The 19,558-nt window shown below is 30.9% G+C and carries 16 protein-coding genes; 14 read left to right on the top strand and 2 right to left on the bottom strand.

Annotated elements, in window-relative coordinates:
• Positions 1 to 54: 54 nt before the first annotated feature.
• From AACQ14_RS04635 to AACQ14_RS04645, 3 genes are all read left to right on the top strand, one after another.
• A complete protein-coding gene (locus AACQ14_RS04635; protein WP_339362407.1) occupies positions 55 to 2,418 on the top strand; it encodes a hypothetical protein in 2,364 nt (787 codons plus the stop codon).
• Positions 2,419 to 2,420: 2 nt separating this feature from the next.
• The gene (locus AACQ14_RS04640; RefSeq protein ID WP_339362408.1) at positions 2,421 to 3,404 is read left to right on the top strand and encodes a foldase protein PrsA; all 984 of its coding nucleotides are present in this window, start codon (positions 2,421 to 2,423) and stop codon (positions 3,402 to 3,404) included.
• 203 nt (positions 3,405 to 3,607) lie between these two features.
• Entirely contained in the window at positions 3,608 to 4,381 is a 774-nt protein-coding gene (locus tag AACQ14_RS04645; protein ID WP_339362409.1) for a hypothetical protein, read from the top strand.
• A gap of 127 nt (positions 4,382 to 4,508) precedes the next feature.
• Here the strand turns inward: AACQ14_RS04645 and AACQ14_RS04650 are convergent, their stop codons facing one another.
• On the bottom strand, positions 4,509 to 6,578 hold the full coding sequence (locus AACQ14_RS04650; RefSeq protein WP_339362410.1) for a hydantoinase/oxoprolinase family protein: 2,070 nt from the start codon (positions 6,576 to 6,578) through the stop codon (positions 4,509 to 4,511).
• Positions 6,579 to 6,894: 316 nt separating this feature from the next.
• Here AACQ14_RS04650 and AACQ14_RS04655 point away from each other — a divergent pair, with 316 nt between their 5' ends.
• From AACQ14_RS04655 to AACQ14_RS04675, 5 genes are all read left to right on the top strand, one after another.
• Complete coding sequence (locus AACQ14_RS04655) at positions 6,895 to 7,113, top strand: DUF3791 domain-containing protein (RefSeq protein WP_212692032.1); 219 nt, start codon at positions 6,895 to 6,897, stop codon at positions 7,111 to 7,113.
• Entirely contained in the window at positions 7,110 to 7,589 is a 480-nt protein-coding gene (locus tag AACQ14_RS04660) for a DUF3990 domain-containing protein (protein ID WP_339362411.1), read from the top strand. Before AACQ14_RS04655 ends, AACQ14_RS04660 begins: the two co-directional genes overlap by 4 nt.
• Before the next feature lie 2 nt (positions 7,590 to 7,591).
• A complete protein-coding gene (locus tag AACQ14_RS04665) occupies positions 7,592 to 7,834 on the top strand; it encodes a hypothetical protein (RefSeq protein WP_339362412.1) in 243 nt (80 codons plus the stop codon).
• Positions 7,835 to 7,873: 39 nt separating this feature from the next.
• On the top strand, positions 7,874 to 8,740 hold the full coding sequence (locus AACQ14_RS04670) for an NAD-dependent epimerase/dehydratase family protein (protein WP_339362413.1): 867 nt from the start codon (positions 7,874 to 7,876) through the stop codon (positions 8,738 to 8,740).
• 124 nt (positions 8,741 to 8,864) lie between these two features.
• Positions 8,865 to 9,887, top strand: coding sequence for a DUF6709 family protein (locus AACQ14_RS04675; protein WP_339362414.1), 1,023 nt, complete (start codon positions 8,865 to 8,867; stop codon positions 9,885 to 9,887).
• On the opposite strand, the gene AACQ14_RS04680 is transcribed toward AACQ14_RS04675, so the two are convergent.
• Positions 9,881 to 11,500: an extracellular solute-binding protein gene (locus AACQ14_RS04680; protein ID WP_339362415.1), complete on the bottom strand. Its 1,620-nt coding sequence runs from the start codon at positions 11,498 to 11,500 to the stop codon at positions 9,881 to 9,883. The two genes, AACQ14_RS04675 and AACQ14_RS04680, sit on opposite strands and share 7 nt — an antisense overlap.
• A gap of 245 nt (positions 11,501 to 11,745) precedes the next feature.
• On the opposite strand from AACQ14_RS04680, the gene AACQ14_RS04685 reads away from it, so the two are divergent.
• From AACQ14_RS04685 to AACQ14_RS04710, 6 genes are all read left to right on the top strand, one after another.
• Positions 11,746 to 13,512, top strand: coding sequence for a sensor histidine kinase (locus tag AACQ14_RS04685; RefSeq protein ID WP_339362416.1), 1,767 nt, complete (start codon positions 11,746 to 11,748; stop codon positions 13,510 to 13,512).
• Positions 13,512 to 14,933, top strand: a complete 1,422-nt coding sequence (locus AACQ14_RS04690; protein WP_339362417.1) for a response regulator transcription factor — start codon at positions 13,512 to 13,514, stop codon at positions 14,931 to 14,933. The genes AACQ14_RS04685 and AACQ14_RS04690 overlap by 1 nt, the downstream gene beginning before the upstream one ends.
• Before the next feature lie 229 nt (positions 14,934 to 15,162).
• Entirely contained in the window at positions 15,163 to 16,539 is a 1,377-nt protein-coding gene (locus AACQ14_RS04695) for an ABC transporter substrate-binding protein (RefSeq protein WP_339362418.1), read from the top strand.
• 77 nt (positions 16,540 to 16,616) lie between these two features.
• Positions 16,617 to 17,540 carry a carbohydrate ABC transporter permease gene (locus AACQ14_RS04700; RefSeq protein ID WP_339362419.1) on the top strand — a complete coding sequence of 308 codons (924 nt, stop codon included), beginning with the start codon at positions 16,617 to 16,619 and terminating at the stop codon, positions 17,538 to 17,540.
• An 11-nt stretch (positions 17,541 to 17,551) separates the two neighbouring features.
• The gene (locus AACQ14_RS04705; RefSeq protein WP_339362420.1) at positions 17,552 to 18,415 is read left to right on the top strand and encodes a carbohydrate ABC transporter permease; all 864 of its coding nucleotides are present in this window, start codon (positions 17,552 to 17,554) and stop codon (positions 18,413 to 18,415) included.
• Positions 18,416 to 18,525: 110 nt separating this feature from the next.
• The coding region (locus AACQ14_RS04710; RefSeq protein ID WP_339362421.1) for a DUF5696 domain-containing protein at positions 18,526 to 19,558 on the top strand (1,033 nt) is incomplete at its 3' end.

The following is a 19,558-nucleotide window of genomic DNA, read 5'->3' on the forward strand; positions in this document are numbered from 1 at the left end:
AATTCGACTAAGCTTATATATTCTTTAAATATTACATGAAAGGAATTGTATTGTATGAGGAAAAAGGTATCTAAAACATTTCATTTTATTCTAGCTGTTAGTTTAATTTTAAGTATGATGATGGTTCGCCCATTATCGGTACAAGCAAGTGGAACAACATATTATATTGATTCTGTTAACGGAAATGATACCAATAATGGGATGAGTACTAATACTTCTTGGAAGTCTCTGGAGAAAATTAATTCTATGGTATTTTCACCAGGGGATAAGATATTGTTAAAAGCTGGTGGTGTATGGAATGGTCAGTTGAAACCTAGGGGTTCAGGTACAGAAGGTAATCCAATAATTATTGATATGTATGGAAGTGGAGATAAACCAATAATTAATGGACAGGGTCAGGTGTTGATTACGTTATATCTATATAATGAACAATACTGGGAAATCAATAACCTAGAGATAACTAATCAAGGTACGTCTGAATTAACTGGTAGAACAGGAGTGAAGGTAGAGGCTAATGACTATGGTGTAGCAAATCATATCTATCTAAAAAATCTAGATGTTCATAATGTTAATGGTGATAGTGTTAAAAAAGATACAGGCAATGGTGGAATATTTTTTGTTATAACAGGAAACTCCATAAAAACTAAGTTCAATGATGTATTGATAGAAGATTGCTCAGTTAAAAATGTTAATAGAACAGGTATTTCTGTTGGTTTTACTTCAGGGGCTTCCTTATATGATGGTTATGGGGGCAGATATCCTCATCATATAGTGGAAGACTATTCTTCTGAAAACGTAGTCATTAGAAACAATTATGTAGAAGCAGCAGGTGGAGATGCTATAGTTCTTATGTTCTGCGATTATCCTATTATTGAATATAATGTAGCTAATGGTTGTAATACAACATCAGCTAATGCTGGACAATATAGTGCAGGAATATGGCCATGGCGATGTGATGATGCTTTATTCCAATATAATGAGGTATATGGTACTAAGTATAATGGTGATGGTCAAGCTTATGACTGTGACTACAGCAATAGAACCGTATATCAGTATAATTACAGTCATGATAATGAAGGCGGATTCATGTTGATGTGCCAAGACGAATCTAATGATTCTGTTGTAAGGTATAATATAAGTCAAAATGACAGAGCAGGTATTTTATCTACTTCAGGCAAATCATCTGGACATATCTATAATAACGTATTTTATATAGGACAGGGGTTAAGTACTACTCCATGGAGATATACTGGTTCAGGTGATATGAAGGTGTCCAATAATATTTTTTACAATCTTGGTACTTCAAAATCAGTAACTTGGCCTTCCAATGTTACATATAGCCACAATAATTATTATGGTTTTAATAACCATCCAAATGACCCTAACAAGAATACAGATGATCCACAATTCATCAATGCTGGAAGTGGTGGATTAGGTATAGATACAGTAGATGGATACAAACTAAATCCTAATTCAAGTCTAATCAATTCAGGTACTCCTATTTTATATAGTGGAGGTAAGGATTACTGGGGAAATGAATTATATTATGATAAATCTGATATTGGAGCTTTTGAATATCCAGTAGGAGATATTACAGCTCCTGAATATATTAACAGGGTTATAAATGAAGGTTTTGAAACTGGACAAGGTTCACCTTTCTATTCTTGGAATTCATCAGTCTCCAATAGTAATCAGCGTACTGGTGATTATTGTGGAAAAGTGAATAAATATGGTTCATGGGAACAAGTTGTTAATGTACAACCTAATAAAACATATACTTTAACAGGCTGGATGGCAGTAGAGAATCAAGGCGATGAATTTTGGTTAGGTGTTAAAGATTATGGTGGAAATGAAATTCATACAACAGTTGATTCAACATCATATTCACAAGGTAGTATCCAGTTCACTACAGGACCATCTGCTAGTACAGCTATAATATATGCACATAGACCTAATACAGGATATGGAGCAGGATATGTTGATGATATGGCAGTGATAATGGATCAACAACAACCTGTTGTTAATCTTGTTAAAAATGAAGGACTTGAAACTGGAAACGGAGATTCTTGGAATGATTGGAATTCATCTATTTCCAGCAGTAATCAACGAACAGGTAGTTATTGTGGAAAGGTGAATAAATACGGTTCATGGGAGCAGGTTATTAATGTTGAGCCACAAAAAACTTACACTCTTACAGGATGGTTGAAAGTAGAGAATCAAGGAGATGATTTTAGGCTTGGAGTCAAGGAATATGGAGGTGACTCTGTTAGCGTTTCTATAAATTCTACATCCTATACTCAGGGAACGGTACAATTTACTACTGGAAGATTCAATACTAGCGCAATAATATACATGTATAGACCAGATACAGGAATAGGCGCAGGGTATGGAGACGATTTTCAGGTAATGAGTGAATAAGTATGAAAAAGAAAAAAAGAAATATTAATGTAAAGAAGCTAACCATTATTATTACTATCATCATGACTTTTCTAGTATTATATATCGTTATAATTGCTAAAGATAAAGTGGATGATGATGGAGATAAAACTGTAGCTTATATAAATGATGAACCTATATCTCTAAGAGAATTCAAGCAATGTTTTTCTTCTCAACAAGATTTGGATTATATGATAAGAATAAAGATTGAGCAACTATTATTCAGAGAGAAGAACATAGTGGAAGATATCTCTTATAAAACTTTTATCAAAAGCTTCATCAAAGAGAATGAAAGACGAAAAAAAGCTGTAGATAAAGGTGAAATCATCTATGGACCTAAGCAATTTCAAGAAGATGATTATTATAGTTATTTGCACAGTAAAAGAGTATTGCTGTTAAAAGAAATATTTGCAGAAGATGAATTTGCGATTGAAGATGAAAAACTAAAGCTATACTATGATAATAGTAAAGAGCTATATCCAGATTATAAGAAACAAGATTATATAGAAGCTAGATTAATAAAAATATCATCACTTGATAGACGAGATAAAAAATTGACAGCTTCAGATATAAAAGAGTTAATTGATACTCATGACAATATTTTTGATAATCAAATGGATTTTAAGGATACCATAGAGGAAAAGGGTTATAAAATGGATGTCATAGATAGAGTGTTTGATGAAACTACAGCAAGGAATGATATAAAAATTGAATATAGTATATATAATCCAATTTCTAGATTGAAAGTCAATGAGATAAGTGAGGTTATAGACTATAATGGGGCTTTTTATGTTATCAAATGTATCAGTAAAAAAGAGGGGAGTTATTATTCTTTTGAAGATAAGAAAGATATAATATGGACTAGATATAATGATGAAAAATATGAAGAGCTGATACAAAAACAAATGAATGAATCAGAAGTTAAGATTGTTGATGATAGTTTGGATGTAAATATTAAAGATAATTAGAATGATAATATATTTAACTCTTTGATTGTTGTTTGATATAAATAGCAATTAAAGAGTTTTATTTATGCGTAATTTGTAATATTAGTACTATTATACTAATGAAATGAGTGATAAACATATTTGATTTATGTAATTGAATTTGCTATAATTAAATAGGATATAATAAACAGGATGGTGTAAATTAATAAGGAAAGGATAGATAAATGAAAGTATTAACGTTTAAAGACATTAAGAGTGATATAAAGCATATAATCAGTAAATGTGGGGTAGAACTATATGTGATTCAATTCATTATGATTTTATTCAATGTGTATAGTACATACAAACAATATAGTGTTTATCCGAAGAAAGATACAGTACCAGCTCTATCGGATGCTTTGTTTACCATTATTGAAATGCTGGTAACAGCTATATTAACAATTATTATTGTTACAATAATAAATAAGGTTTATGAAGCAGAGGATTACAATAAAAAAGAAGTCATTGCTAATTCAATCAAGAAACTTCCTAGATTTATTCTTGGATATCTTATAATTGGTGGTTTAATGTTAGGAGCTCTGATAGCATATTCTTTCATACAGATTATTTTACGATCACCATTTTTTGCTTGGATTCTTGGTATAGTTCTTATAGGTGTGTATATTTATATATTAATTAGATTCTGTTTAGCGAAATACATTCTTGTTATAGAAAAAGATAGTGGATTAGTTTCAAGAAGCAAAGAATTCTATATGATGGATAAAGTTATCATGATAAAATATTTTATAGTTGCAATGCTCACTGGAATCATACCTATAACACTATTTATTTCATTACCTGGTTGGTTGGGTATGGAATTAAGCAAGACAGCATTTTTAGTAACAAGATTAATTATTAATGTAATTAATTTTATTTTAACTCCATTAATCAGTATAGCAGGATTATCTATATACAAATATTTTATTGGTAGAAATATCAAAAGAGGAGATACAGTATAGATTAGAATTAATAGTATTATACTAAAAAAATAAATAGTTAAAAGCTAATAAAAGCGGCGAATGACATAGTAATAAAATATGTTATCTGCCGCTTTAATTATATTTGAATAATAGGTATAGCTATTATTTATAAAGCTCTGATATTTGATAGATTACATTTGGTTTTACCAGTGAATATAACAGAAATAAGGAAGTTTTCTTTTACTGGAGTGGAAGACTCTATATTATCAGTGGAGATTTTAGCTCTTTTTTCATGTTTGGTCACTTCAATTACAGGATTAATAGCTCCTCGTCCAATAGCTGTTTTTTCAGTATATTCATATGTTTTTTTCATAGCAGCTTTTTCTGCATCTTCGTATTCATCATATCGTAGTATATTTCCAGGTACAATGACATTATAGTATAGTAGCATATTATTTTCATATACAGGATTTATTATAATATCAACACATACGGATATTTCACCGGCTGCTGCTCCCATTGCATTAGCTACATGAGCATATTTGGGAATAATGCATTTGGTACCTAATCTTTCTGCAACTCTTGGTAAAAATATTTTAGATGGAGCACCTATCCCGATTAGAGGTAGGTCTGTTCTGAAATCTATATTACAGTATTTTCCTTGACCTGTGAAAGCGTGTCTTAGAAGTTTTTGCTGAGTTGCGTATGTAATTATATCTTCATTCTTAGCTTTTTTATTAGCATGATTTGTTGAATGGACGATATTTTCATAGTCAATGAGTTTATCAGCAATCATTAGATAAATGTTTTCACATACTGTATCATAGATTTTTTTACATAATTGATTGACTTCAAAACCATATTGTAATGCAAACTGTTTAACTGCAAGGGTTGCGGCTTCTACATCCCATTGGTCGAATTCTCCATTAACATGCATTATATCTGTTGGAGTAAGAGAACTTTTCATTATGATACTGTTATTGATCAGTCCATCTAGTCTTAGATTATATATGGATATATCACAAATTTCACATAGAGTAGATATATCTACAGGACCATAACTTAATGCTTTTACTATATTCTTTTCATTATGGGTTAGACATTCATATGGAATTTCGTCTTTGTCTTTTATAAGATAGCAAAATACTCCTAAAGGTCTTGTATGGGTAGTTTTATTTTTAACTAATTCTTCTAGACAGGTTTTAATCTGTGGATATTTGCTAGCTAGGCTGCATATAGGTTGAACTCGCCTAGAACCAACAAGAATATTTTCATTTTTATCAATTATAATTTCGCTGTCTCCACCTAAACCGATTGTACTCATATCTATTGATGGTGTGGATGTTTTATATCCGTTGATATTAGCACCTGTTTCTTCCATAATGACTTGACTGTTTTCTACTATGGCAAGGTCACTAGTAGTTCCACCCATATCAAGTACAATACCATCATTGAGATTACTAAGTTTTAAAGCACCTGATACACTAGCGGCAGGTCCTGATAGTAGAGTATCCACTGGTTTTTCTCTTGCATATTCTTCAGTCATGATAGAGCCATCGCCTCGTACTATGACTATACGTACATTAATATTTCTTTTCATCAAATTATCTTTTATTGCATCTAAAAAATTATTGAATATTGGAACTATCCTACAATTAAGTAAGCTACTTACCGCTCTTCTCATGTAATTAAGTTTTGAAGATAGTTCATGTCCACATATTACTGATTTGTTGTTAATCTCTTTTATGAGTTTCTTAGCTTCTAATTCAAAAACAGGATTGATAACTCCAAAAACTTGTACAACTGCATACCCACTAACCATGTTTTGTTCTTTTACTATATCTTCTTTGAACTTGTCCCAGTCAGGTGTAGATATTATATTCCCCTGAGCATCAACCTCTCCATCAACAAATAATATATCATCTACAGATGGAAGACCATAGTCATGTCCATATTTTGATATTTCTTCTGGTTTAGACCCAATTAATATTAATTTCCCTCTTGTGCCTTTGCCTTCAATACAAGCATTAGTTACTAGCGTAGTTGACAGAGATACTGTGCTGATATCACTCATATGTTCTTCAGGTAATTTGTCTAATACGTTATTAATACATATTCTCAGATTTTCTACTGTAGTAGGGGTTTTACATGAAGCAAGAATCTTCATACTGTCATAATCGTAAATGACAGCATCAGTAAATGTTCCCCCTGTATCTATTCCTATTACTTTATTCAATTCTAAACACCATCCTTCAAAAAAATATAACCTTATTAAAATTGTATCTCACCATCTCTTTGTATTCTATTAATATTTTGCTAATATTTGGATTATCTTTACATATATACATAAATGATTTACATATGTGGAGATAATAACTATCCTATTGTAGAAATAGTATTCAAGTGCTAGAATTATATCAACAGATTTATTTAATATTAATAACTAAAATATATAGAAAAAGTTATTTTAATTATTGGTTAGATGATTTTAATTTGAAGTATATTAATAGTATAGTATAATTAAACTATACTATATTTTATGAGGTGAGTTTATGGATAAAAAAACATTAGAATTTACAATCTTCTGTATTGAAAGCTTAGCTGAACAATTAGGAATAAGTCCAAAAGTTGTTTATAAATTATTAAACAAGGATTCAAATATTATTAAAAATTATATTATACCTTGTTATGAACCTCTGCATTCTCAAAGTAAACATTATATAGTAGAAGATTTGATTGAAGTACTTAATGAGAGGGGAATATTAAAATGATAGTATATCATGGTTCTTATTGTCTAGTGCAAAACCCTAATATATCTTTTTCTAGAGAAGCTTTAGATTTTGGTAAAGGATTTTATGTGACAGGTATTAAAGAGCAAGCAGTAAATTGGACTACTAAATTTAAAAGAAGAGGTAAAAAAGGAATTCTGAATATATATTCATTATCTATTGATAAAATAAAACAAAAGTATATGGTAAAAGAATTTTTAAAATATGATAATGAATGGTTAGATTTTATACTACAGTGTAGAGGCAGAAGTACTTGTTATTTGGAATACGATATGATTATAGGTGGAATAGCTGATGATAGAGTATATAATACTATAGAACTTTACAAAGATAAATTAATAGATAAAACAGAAACTCTTAATAGATTACAATTTTATAAGCCTAATCATCAAATCTGTATAATAAATCAAGATATTATTAATAAGTATTTAGTCTATAAAAATAGTGAGGAAGTGTAGTTATGGAAGCGAACAAAACATTATTACAAGCTTTATACAAAAAAATAATCATTGAGTTTTCAAAAAAAACTGGAAAAGATTTAGATGAAAGTATGGATTATTTTTATACTTCTGAAACTTATGAATTAATCAGTGAAGGTGTCGGTGACCTACATTGTAAAGGAGTCAAATATTTAACTGATGAATTAATGCTTGAATATGGGTTTATGGAACATAAAAGTTACCCTAAAGATTTGGTACATTAGTAATAATATAAAAATAGCTGCTCAGACAGGAGGAATTTAATGAAAGTACTAGTATTAGGTGGAACACGTTTTTTTGGAGTACATCTAGTTAATGCATTAGTAGAAAATGGACATGATGTAACAATAGCTACAAGAGGATTAACAAAAGATAGTTTTGGTGAAAAAGTCAATAGAATCATTATTGAGCGTACAAGTCCAGATAGTTTAGCCAATGTACTTGGTGATAAATATTATGATGTTGTTTGTGATAACCTTGCTTATTGTTCCAATGATGTTAAATATCTTTTGGATAATATAAAATGTGGAAGATATGTTATGACATCAACGGCTTCAGTCTATGATAAATTGCATATGGGTATTGCAGAAAGTGAATTCAACCCTCATACTTATGAACTCAAATGGTGCTCACGTATGGATTATCCTTATCCTGAGATTAAAAGACAAGCAGAATGTGCACTATTTCAGGAATACTCTCATTTTGAAGCTGTTGCAGTCAGATTTCCTTACGTAGTGGGAGAAGATGATTATACTGAACGATTATATTTCTACGTTAAGAACATTTTAGAAGAGAATCCTATGCATATTGATTGCCTAGATGAACAAATACCATTTATAAAATCTACAGAAGGAGGACAGTTTATCGCATGGATAGTAGAGCAGGATTTCACTGGTCCTATAAATGGCAATAATACAGGTACTATTACATTAGACGAAATAATACATTATGTAGAAAAGAGAACAAGTAAAAAAGCTATATATTCAATGACAGGTGCAGAAGGACCATATAATGGTGTGGAATCCTTTAATCTTGATACGAAACATGCAAATGATTTAGGATATGATTTTCCAGAATTACATGAGTGGATCTATAATCTATTAGATTACTATATACAAGTAAATAAGTAGGATATTTTAAATATAGGTCTTATTCTACATATTAATATAATTAATTAGTCTAATTGACAAAATAATACCCTATATGCTAACATCCTATGGAGTGTTAATTACACAAAAATAGGAGGAAATATTAATGGAAACACCAGAGTTTATGAAGAAGTACAAGAAAAAGAAGTGTATAAGTCTATTAATTTTAGCAATATTATTAATCGGTGGGGGTTTAATAGTTTATAAGTGTTTGACTTCATATGAAAATAATACAAATAATCCAACTGTTATAAATAGCATCGAAGACTTTGAAAACGCAATGGCTAACAATGATTATATTGAGATGGAAATAAGTGATTATATTGATCTAGGTAGTGTTACAACTGAACGTAATGGTTCTAAGATTTCAGAAACTTATTATATCGGAATTAATATTAATGAAAAAATGCTTGTTGTGTCTATAAGAAATGATGAATATCATAGATTGGTTAATGAAACCAGCTCAACATATATACTCAGGGGTACACTTTCAAAAATCACTAATAACTTACGTGATACACTAGAAGAATTACTAGAAGATGCCATTTCTCCAGAAGAATTGGATGAACTTATGTATGAAGATTTCTTATCTTGGGAAACACCATTTGGTGCACTTACATCAAAAATAATAATATTATTTTTCTTATTCATACTAATTTGCGTGTGCATATATATATTATGTAAGAATACTAAGAGCATGAGAAAGTTGAAAAAACAGCACGGTAGTGATTTCCAGATGTTCTGCGAAAAAGTTGATACAGAGATGAAAGCTCCTACCGCATTAAGAAAAGGTGCTGTTACTGTAACACAGAATTACATTGTAGCTAATAGTCCTTGTACATTCTTTGTTATGCCTATTAACGAGTTAATGTGGGTATATAGAGGAGTAACTAGATATTATAGAATAATAGAAAAATCAAATATTACATTTATATCTTCTAATAAAGCAAAATATCAGATTACATCAATGAATAAAAGAAACATTAATGATCTAATTGAGTATTTTTCACAAGAGGGGCAAAAGTGTATCGTTGGTTATTCAGAAGAACTTAATAAAATGTTTAGAAAAAAACCAGATACTCTTGTTCAACAGTGGAAGAGTGATAACAACAATATTAATAATCAATAACCTAATTGGGCTGCCTTGGCTGTAACTTCATTTATAGCTTCTTGCAGTCCATTTTCATTTAATCTATCAATCATATCATTATAAGCTTCCTCAACACTTTTTTCACTTAAGATAATCTTAACAAATTCATCATTTATATTAACTCTAGATAATCTATCTTTAGCAGGGGTAGACATAAAAACGATATCATAGTTATAATTGATTATTTTTGTGTTATTATCATGCCATTTCATTTCTCTGATTGACATATCTACAACATCTTCACTGCATATAGAATAGTTTAGTACATTTTTTTCATACATTATATCCTGTTGCCATGCTGCCATATTGGACAGAACGTCAGAAGATGGGTAATATTCAAGCATATTAATATAATTACCATTCTTATCTTTAGGACGCGTTATTACTATTTCTCCGTCTTTTTCGTCCCAATCCTTACCTTTTATTCCTAATCTACAGGTTAATGTACCTTCTTCAGACAGCATCCAATCATAGATAGCTAATATCCTTTCCATTTTCTCATCACTGCATTTAGAACTGAAATAGCTTTCTGACCACCATGTAGCTTCTGTGTATTTATAGATATTACCATCAGATGCAGGCCACATATGTAAGTATTTCACAGTATCCAGAAAGTTTAGGTCAGGGTTATATCTATCCCAGATGTCAGGAATATAATTGTATGAATTACCACAGAAGAATACACCGGCTTTACCTTCAGCAAATTTATTTTTTGCGTCTTCTGTATTAGCTATAGCAAAATTCTTGTAAAGTAATCCTTCTTGGTAAAGCTCTTTTAACTGTCCAATGGCATCTATTGCTTTTCTATTAGCATAGGCAGGCATCCATTTTGAATCTTCTTTGACCCAGCATCTTGGAACATTACTTAATTCTGGGTAACTGCCTAGAAAAAGAAGTGCCGCAAAGTTCATATTATTAATTACTAGACCTATAGTATCATCTTTACCGTTATTGTCTGGATCGTCTTCAACAAATGCTTTTAGCATTGCTTTGAATTCCTCAAAATTCTGTGGGTCACTTATACCTAGATTCTCCATCCAATCTTTTCTAACCATGATTACTCTATCAAGTGCCCATCTATTAACTGACTTATATGTTTGTCTTGGAATCATATAATAATTACCATCGACATACTTTGTTTTTTTTGCATCTGCTTGATTAAATATTTTTTGAACGTTAGGGTATTCGCTAAGATCTTCTGGTATTGACCTTATAAGTCCTTCCTTAATCCAATTATGATATATAGAATTACCGATTATATCATGAGCAAAGACATCAGGTAATTCACCAGATGCAGCATAGGTAATATACTTTTCACTCCAATCAGACCAAGAGGTTGGTATGACCTTAAAGGTTACATTAAATTTTTCTTCTACTTCTTTTAATAGAGCATCGTCCATACCTTTTCTAAAAGAATTTTCAATATCCCAGAAGGAAATTGAAATCTCTAACTTTTCTTCATATGTATTAGGCATTTTTTCTGGGACATCTTTTTCTATATCAGTTTCTTTGCTTTGAGCACAACCTGTTAGTACAGTGGATATAATTATAAATGTTAGAACAACAGCAATTGATTGTTTTAAAAAATGCATTAGACTAAGACCCCCAGGAAATAAATTTTATGATATAAAAAGAATTATATTTTTTGAATAAATAAAGAATCACTCTATTGTGAATATATCACAGAAAAAGTACTTAGTCAATTATTGTTTAATTAAAATCTACTAAAAAACTTAATAAAAAAGCATTGGCGAAAAAAATAAAAAGTTTTCATATACTGTTATTTTATGGTATTCTTTATGTATATTTTTAAGATAACAGTAAGGATGGATAAATCATGAAATTCCTAGAAAAGGTCTCAATAAAAGTTCAACTATTCATTATTGCAATTACTACAATGTTGATTATATTTCTTATTATCTTATCAGTGTATACTCAGATAAATGATGTTTTCACAGAAAAAAATGATGAATATGCAAAGGAATTGATATACCAGATTGAGAAAAAAGTAGATAATAATTGCGATTTAGTCAACCACATAGTCAAGAATATTGCCTTTAATAAGATAGTTCAAGACTATCTATTAGAGGAAAAATTAGATGATAAATATGAGATATTCAAAGAAGTTGATAAATATGTAAATAATATGATGAACTTGAAGGAAGGCATAATTGATATAGCTATCAAAAGTTCTGATGGGAGTATATATTATAAAAAAGAAGGCTCTAATATCAGTGCCGACAGAGATTTTATATTAAAAGACAGAGTTTCTATTTATTATAGCGGTATGGAAGAATATAATGATAAGAAGGACTTAAAAAAATGTTTTGTAGTAGCTACAAATGTTTTTTCTATAGATCCTAATAGAAGATATAATGAAAATATCGGGACCATATATTTATTTTTGGATGTAAATAGCATTGTTGGTAATACAGAAAAAATATTATCCAAGCAGACTAATACCAATCTATATCTAATCGACCGTAACGGAAAAATATTTTTGAGTAATGATAATAGGGTAGATGAGAATGTTGAAGAACTGAATCTGGATGAAGAAGCTTTTCTTGATAAAGTTAATGATGAAAGATGTATAATAGGGATGGCAAAACTGCCTTATATTAATGGCAAAATCGTAAGTAGAATACCAAAAAATGAACTTTTGTATGATATTTCAGTGATTAAGAATAGACAGATAATGATAATAATCATTGCATTCTTGATTTTGGCAATACCTTTTTCCATTACCATAAGAAATATTATAAGACCTCTTAGGAAATTCAAGATATTCACAGCTAAGATTAATTCAGGTAATATGAAAGGACTAAAATCTAAAATCGAATTGGGTGGTTATAGTGAAATGGTATCTGTTTCCTATGAATTCAATTCCATGATGGAAGAGGTAAATAGCCTGACTCACAGGTTACTGAATACTAGTTCCAAACTATATGAAGCAGAGATTGAGACTAAACAGGCAGAATTAGCATACCTAAGAAGTCAGATTAATCCTCATTTCCTATATAACACTCTAGAGTCCATTAAGGGTATTGCGGCAGATAATGAAGTACCAGAGATAATAAATATGACAAAAGCGTTGGGGAAAGTTTTTAAGTATAGTGCTAAGGGATTGGACACGGTTTTATTAGAGGAAGAAGTAAAAGTTGTAAAATCTTATATTTACATACAACTCATACGTTTTGAGAACAGGTTTAGTGTTACATATAATATTAGTGATGAAGCCTTACTGTGTAATGTGCCGAAAATGATATTGCAGCCTATTGTAGAAAATTCTATATTTTATGGATTGGAGCCGTTGAGAGATAAAGGAGAGTTGACAATAGATGCAAAAATAGACTCAGAAGATAATCTGATAATTGTAGTAGAAGATAATGGAAAGGGTATGGATGATGTATCATTAGCCAATATCCGAAAACAATTAGATAATGATGATAGTTCTACATTGTGGGAGAATACAAGAAGTATAGGACTTAGTAATGTTAATAACCGTATAAGACTAAGATATGGAAAAGGTTATGGCTTAACTATAGACAGTGAAGATGACAAAGGGACAAAGGTTACTTACAAACTACCAGGGAAGGTGAAATAGTGTACAGAATATTAATTGTTGATGATGAAAGGTTAGTAATTAAAAGTCTAAAAGCTAGTATTGATTGGCAGGAATATGGTTACAGTGTAATTGGAGAAGCAACTTCGGGGAAAGATGCACTAGAGTTCATTAATAAGCAAAAACCAGACCTTGTTTTCACTGATATAAGAATGCCGGAGATCAATGGTCTTGAATTAATAAAACGAGGTAAACGTATATCAGGAAAAACCCAATTCATTGTAGTAAGTGGATATGCAGAATTCGCTTATGCTCAGAAGGCTATGCTCTATGGAGCCATGGGATATTGTCTGAAACCCTTTGACGATGATGAAATAATAAATATATTGAAAAAAGTTAAAGCAAAACTAGCAAAACTAAAAGTGACTACTATCACTAATGATTATTCACTGTTGGATACAACATCAGAAGATAATAGAGAAAGCCTTATTAAGTTATTAAAAGACAATAAAATAATAGATTCATACGCTGATAATAAAGTAATAATATTAGTGTCCATTGGAAAAAACGAACTGGAATTTTCTACGAGCATAAGTCATGTTGATTTCAGATTAGGACCTAATAAATACGTATATATCATTCCTGTTGACAAAAGAGATTATATATTAAGCACCTTAGATATATCAGAAGATATAAAATCAGTAGGTATCAGTTCAATAATATCTATAGATGAAAATTTGAATAAATACATAGAGAATACCACCATGGCAGCATACCAATTTTTCATTACTGGTAAAAGAGATTTATATAACACTAAAGATATAAATTATAAGGATATAGATAATCTAGTTAGAAAGCTTGAAGATAGTGCAGGAAAAAAAGATATAAATACTATTAATAAGACTCTGGATAAGATATCTCAGTTAATTAAAAAAGGAGATTATAATATAAAACTTCTATTTCGTATGTATAATGTGATAATGTCTTTGTTTTACAGGATTGACGGAGAATATTATGAGAGATATATCTATAACTATGAACAGCTAACAGGGATATTCACATCAGCTGATGATATGATTATATATCTTAGAGAGTTACTTAATAGTCAGCTGAAACTTAAGCCCAAGTACCAACCAGAGAAGATTAAAAATAAGACTTTTCGGGATGTACTGCAATATGTTAACAAAAATTATTGTAATGATATATCTATTCAAAGTGTATCCAAGAAATTTGTAATCAATCCAAGCTATTTAAGCCAGATGTTCAGAAAAGAGATAAAAAAGACTTTTACTCAATATTTGACAAGCCTTAGAATGTCTGACGCATGTGAATTGTTAAAGGAAACAGAATATACCATTAATGAGATTGCAGATAAAATAGGGTACAATGATTACTTTTACTTTGCTAAGACCTTTAAAAAATTTACTGGAAAGACTCCAGGTAATTATAGAGAAGAAAATTAATGAAATTATTGATTATGCCACCTTAGGGTGGCTTTTGTTATACATAAACTACTAAAAAAAGTACAAAAAATATCTAATTTATGTACAAAATACCTTATATAATATACAAAGAATATCTAACTATAGTTAATACAAAACAAACTCCCAAAACATTATAATGTAATCAGTCAGAAGAAATGAATTACTGATCAACAACTGACTAAATACAAAAAAAGGGAGAGCGGTATTTATGAATATTAAGAAATTAATGGCTTTGTTACTAACAACATTACTTGTAATGGGTACTTTTGTTGGTTGTGGTAATGATAAGCCAAAAGAAAGTAGTAAAACAGTTGACAAGAATGTTGAAAAAACTGAAGAAAATGATTCAGGTGAAGAAGAACAGGAAAAAGAAAATAGTTTAAGCGGTGAAGTTGTTTATTGGTCAATGTGGAGTGAAAATGAGCCACAAGCTAAGATATTAAAAGGTGCCATAGAACGATTTGAAAAAGCTAATCCTAATGTGAAAGTAGACGTTCAATGGCAGGGAAGAGGTGTAAGAGATTTAGTTATACCAGCTATCGAAGGTGGTCAAAAGCTGGATATATTTGATTCTGACCCAGTTGGAATGTATACATCTCTTGGAAAAAGCTTATTGAATCTAGATGAATTATACTCATCACCATCTATCAGTGACCCATCCAAAACATTAGCAGAAACTATTTTACCATCCTTAGTTAAATGGGATAAATCTTTAGCTGATGGGGTGGAGTTAAATGGTCATTTCTCAGTTCCATATGCACCATATGCAGTAACATGGTTCTATAACAAAGACCATTTTGAAAAAGCAGGTATAAAAAGTGTACCTAAGACTTGGGAAGAACTAGATGCTGCATGTGCAAGTCTAAAAGAAGCTGGATACAAACCAATTACAGTGGATGATGCATATTATTCTATGATGTTCTCATATTATCTTGATAGAGCTATAACAAATGATGAAGTAGCAAAATTGGTATCTGACAATACTGGTGAAAGCTGGGATAACCCTCTAGTGGTTCAAGCTATTGAAGCATTCGAAGATTTCCATAAAAAAGGATATTTTGCACCAGAGATTGAAACTAACAAATACCCTGCAGGACAGCAGCAAGTTGCACTTGATGAAGCTACAATGTATTTCAATGGAACATGGTTACCAGCAGAAGTATCTGCAACAACAGGTCCAGACTTTAACTGGGGTCAATTCACATTCCCAACTGTACCTAATGGAAAAGGTAAAATAACAGACCTTACATTTGGTGGTCAAGCATTCTTAGCCAATGCGGAGACCGATAATAAAGAAGCCACACTTGAATTATTAAAATATTTTGTTGATACAAAAACACAGGAAGCATTTGCTGAAGCTGGTTTGACAGCTTGTACTGTTGGTACAAAATGGCCTGACTCTATAGCAGATGCTCAAGCTATCGTTAGTGAAGCTGATAAAAACATTAACTGGGGTGCTAATTTGAGTGGAGATTTCGCAGAGGCTATAGTAGTTCCAGAGATGGTTAATGTTATGATTGGTAAATCAACAGCAAAAGAATTCATAGAGAAAATGAAAAAAGATGCAAAAACTTATGCAAAATAATATATAAATAATTTGGTTACTAATTTCATGGGGCTGTCCGACAGCCCCAACTTTACATAAAAATGGAGAATGATAATATGGGAAATATGAAAAAAAATGAAAGAAAAATGATTGTGTTGTTCATGGCTCCTGTGGTACTGATATATCTAATATTCTTTTTATATCCAACTATACGTACTGTTCATATGTCTTTTTTCAAAGTAAGGAATCTGGCAAGTCCAGCAAGTGAATGGAGCTTCGTAGGATTCAAGAATTATATGGACCTGACCAAGAATCCTTTGTTTGTTATATCTTATAAAAATATAATGGCAATACTTTTCATAGGCGGATTAGGAGTTTTTATTTTAGCATTTTTCTTTGCAGTAGTACTTCAGAAGATGAAAACCAAGAAATTCTTTAGAGCGGCTATATATCTGCCTAATGTTATAACACCAGTTGCATTGGTTGTAATGTGGACTCAATATGTATTCAATTCAAGATTTGGCTTCCTTAAAAGTTTTTTTGGAGCCCTTGGACTTGATAGGCTTGCATCTATACCTTGGACATCACCAGATTGGGCATTCACATCGATGATGATAGCTTTTTGTTTTGGTTCTGTAGGTTATTATATGGTTATAATTATGGCTGCCATGGATAAGATACCTAAAGATTTTTATGAATGTGCTGATCTTGAAGGGGCAGGAAGTTTTACCAAATTCTTTCGTATTACGCTGCCTCTAATGAAAGATATATTAAGAACTGCAATAACATTTTGGTGTCTAGGTGCAATTAACTTTTTTTTATGGTCTAGAGTTTTCAGTGGCTCAGGAATGGATCCAAAGACACTTAGTCCAGCGAACTTGATGTTCAATATGATATTCGGCGGCAGTAAGACCCAGCAGGTAGCTGAACATATCAATGTTGGAATGGGTGCGGCAATAGGTGTCACTCTCTGTGCATCAGTTATACTTGTTTTTGTCATTTTGAACGTTGTAATAAGCAAAGAAAAATATGAGTATTAAGGAGGCATATTATGCAGGAAAAATCAAATAGATTCAGAGTATCTAATATCAAGAATATGTTTCCTAGATTTCTAGGGAGAATAATAGTTGTTGCATGGGTTTTATTTACCGTAATAGTTATCGGATGGATATTCGTTGCTTCCCTAAGTACAACAAAAGAGATATTTACCAATAAATTATTACATAGCGGGTTACAGTTTAAAAATTATATCAAGACATTTCAGCTCTATAATGTAGGAAGATATTTCCTTAATAGTGCTATATACACGGTGACAGCTTGTTTAGGAGTCATTTTTGTAGCTGCCCCAGCTTCTTACATCATGGCTAAATATGTATTCAAAGGTAAAAATATTGTTAGATTGGCTTATGCTTCTGCAATGGGAATTCCAGGAGCTATGATTATGGTACCTATGTTTATGCTTGTAGGTAAATTACATATGACAGAATCTATATTGACATTGATTCTTATCTATATCTTTACATCAGTCCCATTTACCATATTTTATTTAACAGGATTTTTTACAACCATCCCTAATGAGATACAACAGGCGGCTTTGATAGATGGATGCAGTCATATAAAAGCATTCTGGAAAGTTATTTTTCCATTAGCACAACCAGGCATAATTACAGTTACAATGTTCAATTTCATAGGTATATGGAATGAATATCTATGGGCTCTAATATTTGCTAGTAAAGCTGAAAAGAGGACATTAGCGATAGGATTACAGTCTATTGTCCAGAGTATGAGTGTTACAGGAGATTATGCTTCACTTTTTGCAGGGGTAATTATTGTTTTCTTACCTACATTTATCTTATTCATCATATTATCAAACAAGATAATGACTGGGATAACAGGTGGTTCAGTAAAAGGATAATATATTTTTATCTAATAAATATACATTGATTACATAATTTTTGTCCATAGTATTATTTATTAATTTATGTATAATGACATTAAAAATGGATATTTATAGGAGGATAACATATGGGCAAAGATATAATGGTTCTGCAAAATAATAATGTTCAGATTAAGTATACAACAACTGATTTAGATTTAATTATAGCCATTGGGAGAAAAGAATGGAGATATGATAAATCTTATAATCCTTATATGGAGATTAAAGTAAATGATGAAAATAAGAGAATCAATTTCTGGGAAGCACAAAATATTTCCCATACAGAATATAAAACTGGTTTAGGAGAGGGGATCAAGTCAACTTATTCTGATTTTATTATTGAAGGACAACAATTGGATATATCTTTTGAAACTCTTATATGGATAGATAACACATATGGTGATGTACATTTTGAATTTATTCCAATAAGAGAAATGAAAGGTATGATTAAAAAAGTAGTTTGGCCTGGACCATTTGAATTCAATAAAACAAGCAGTGATAATTATACAGTACTGCCAATGATGCAGGGATGTATAATTCCTACCAATTGGAAGGAAAAAGTTGAGCATATAGATGATGGACGCTATTATTCAAGAGATGCCTACATGCCTTGGTTTGGACAAATTGAAGAGGGAAAAGGTTATATTGCTATAGCTGAAACTCCTTGGGATGGAGGTTATGACTTAGACCATCAGGGAAGAGGTCATACTATTATAACTCCTTATTGGGAGCCTTCACTAGGTTGTATCTCTTATAATAGAGAGATTGTATATAGATTCTTGGATGAGTGTGATTACAATACTTTGTGTAAAGTATATAGAAATTATATTAACGAAAAAGGTGCACTAGTTACTTTAGAAGAAAAGAACATTAGGAACTCTAATGTTAAGAAATTAATAGGTAGTCCTATAATACATACCAATATTTATAAGCATGTAGTTCCTGACAGCATTTTTTATGATAAAGATAATCCTGATAAAAATGAACAGCTGACAACATTTAACAGTAGGATTGATCAACTCAAGAAACTAAAAGACATGGGTATAGATAAGGCATATGTTCATCTAGATGGATGGGGTAAAATGGGATATGACAACCAGCACCCAGATGTATTACCTCCCT

The organism is Vallitalea maricola (genome assembly GCF_036985595.1).
GTDB lineage: Bacteria > Bacillota > Clostridia > Lachnospirales > Vallitaleaceae > Vallitalea > Vallitalea maricola.

Excerpts from the sequence above, each read along its gene's own strand:
- AACQ14_RS04640 (WP_339362408.1), top strand. The coding sequence starts at position 2,421 with ATGAAAAAGAAAAAAAGAAATATTAATGTAAAGAAGCTAACCATTATT.
- AACQ14_RS04695 (WP_339362418.1), top strand. The coding sequence starts at position 15,163 with ATGAATATTAAGAAATTAATGGCTTTGTTACTAACAACATTACTTGTA.
- AACQ14_RS04665 (WP_339362412.1), top strand. The coding sequence starts at position 7,592 with ATGGAAGCGAACAAAACATTATTACAAGCTTTATACAAAAAAATAATC.
- AACQ14_RS04680 (WP_339362415.1), bottom strand. The coding sequence starts at position 11,500 with ATGCATTTTTTAAAACAATCAATTGCTGTTGTTCTAACATTTATAATT.
- AACQ14_RS04705 (WP_339362420.1), top strand. The coding sequence starts at position 17,552 with ATGCAGGAAAAATCAAATAGATTCAGAGTATCTAATATCAAGAATATG.
- AACQ14_RS04655 (WP_212692032.1), top strand. The coding sequence starts at position 6,895 with ATGGATAAAAAAACATTAGAATTTACAATCTTCTGTATTGAAAGCTTA.
- AACQ14_RS04660 (WP_339362411.1), top strand. The coding sequence starts at position 7,110 with ATGATAGTATATCATGGTTCTTATTGTCTAGTGCAAAACCCTAATATA.
- AACQ14_RS04645 (WP_339362409.1), top strand. The coding sequence starts at position 3,608 with ATGAAAGTATTAACGTTTAAAGACATTAAGAGTGATATAAAGCATATA.
- AACQ14_RS04670 (WP_339362413.1), top strand. The coding sequence starts at position 7,874 with ATGAAAGTACTAGTATTAGGTGGAACACGTTTTTTTGGAGTACATCTA.
- AACQ14_RS04700 (WP_339362419.1), top strand. The coding sequence starts at position 16,617 with ATGGGAAATATGAAAAAAAATGAAAGAAAAATGATTGTGTTGTTCATG.
- AACQ14_RS04635 (WP_339362407.1), top strand. The coding sequence starts at position 55 with ATGAGGAAAAAGGTATCTAAAACATTTCATTTTATTCTAGCTGTTAGT.
- AACQ14_RS04675 (WP_339362414.1), top strand. The coding sequence starts at position 8,865 with ATGGAAACACCAGAGTTTATGAAGAAGTACAAGAAAAAGAAGTGTATA.
- AACQ14_RS04685 (WP_339362416.1), top strand. The coding sequence starts at position 11,746 with ATGAAATTCCTAGAAAAGGTCTCAATAAAAGTTCAACTATTCATTATT.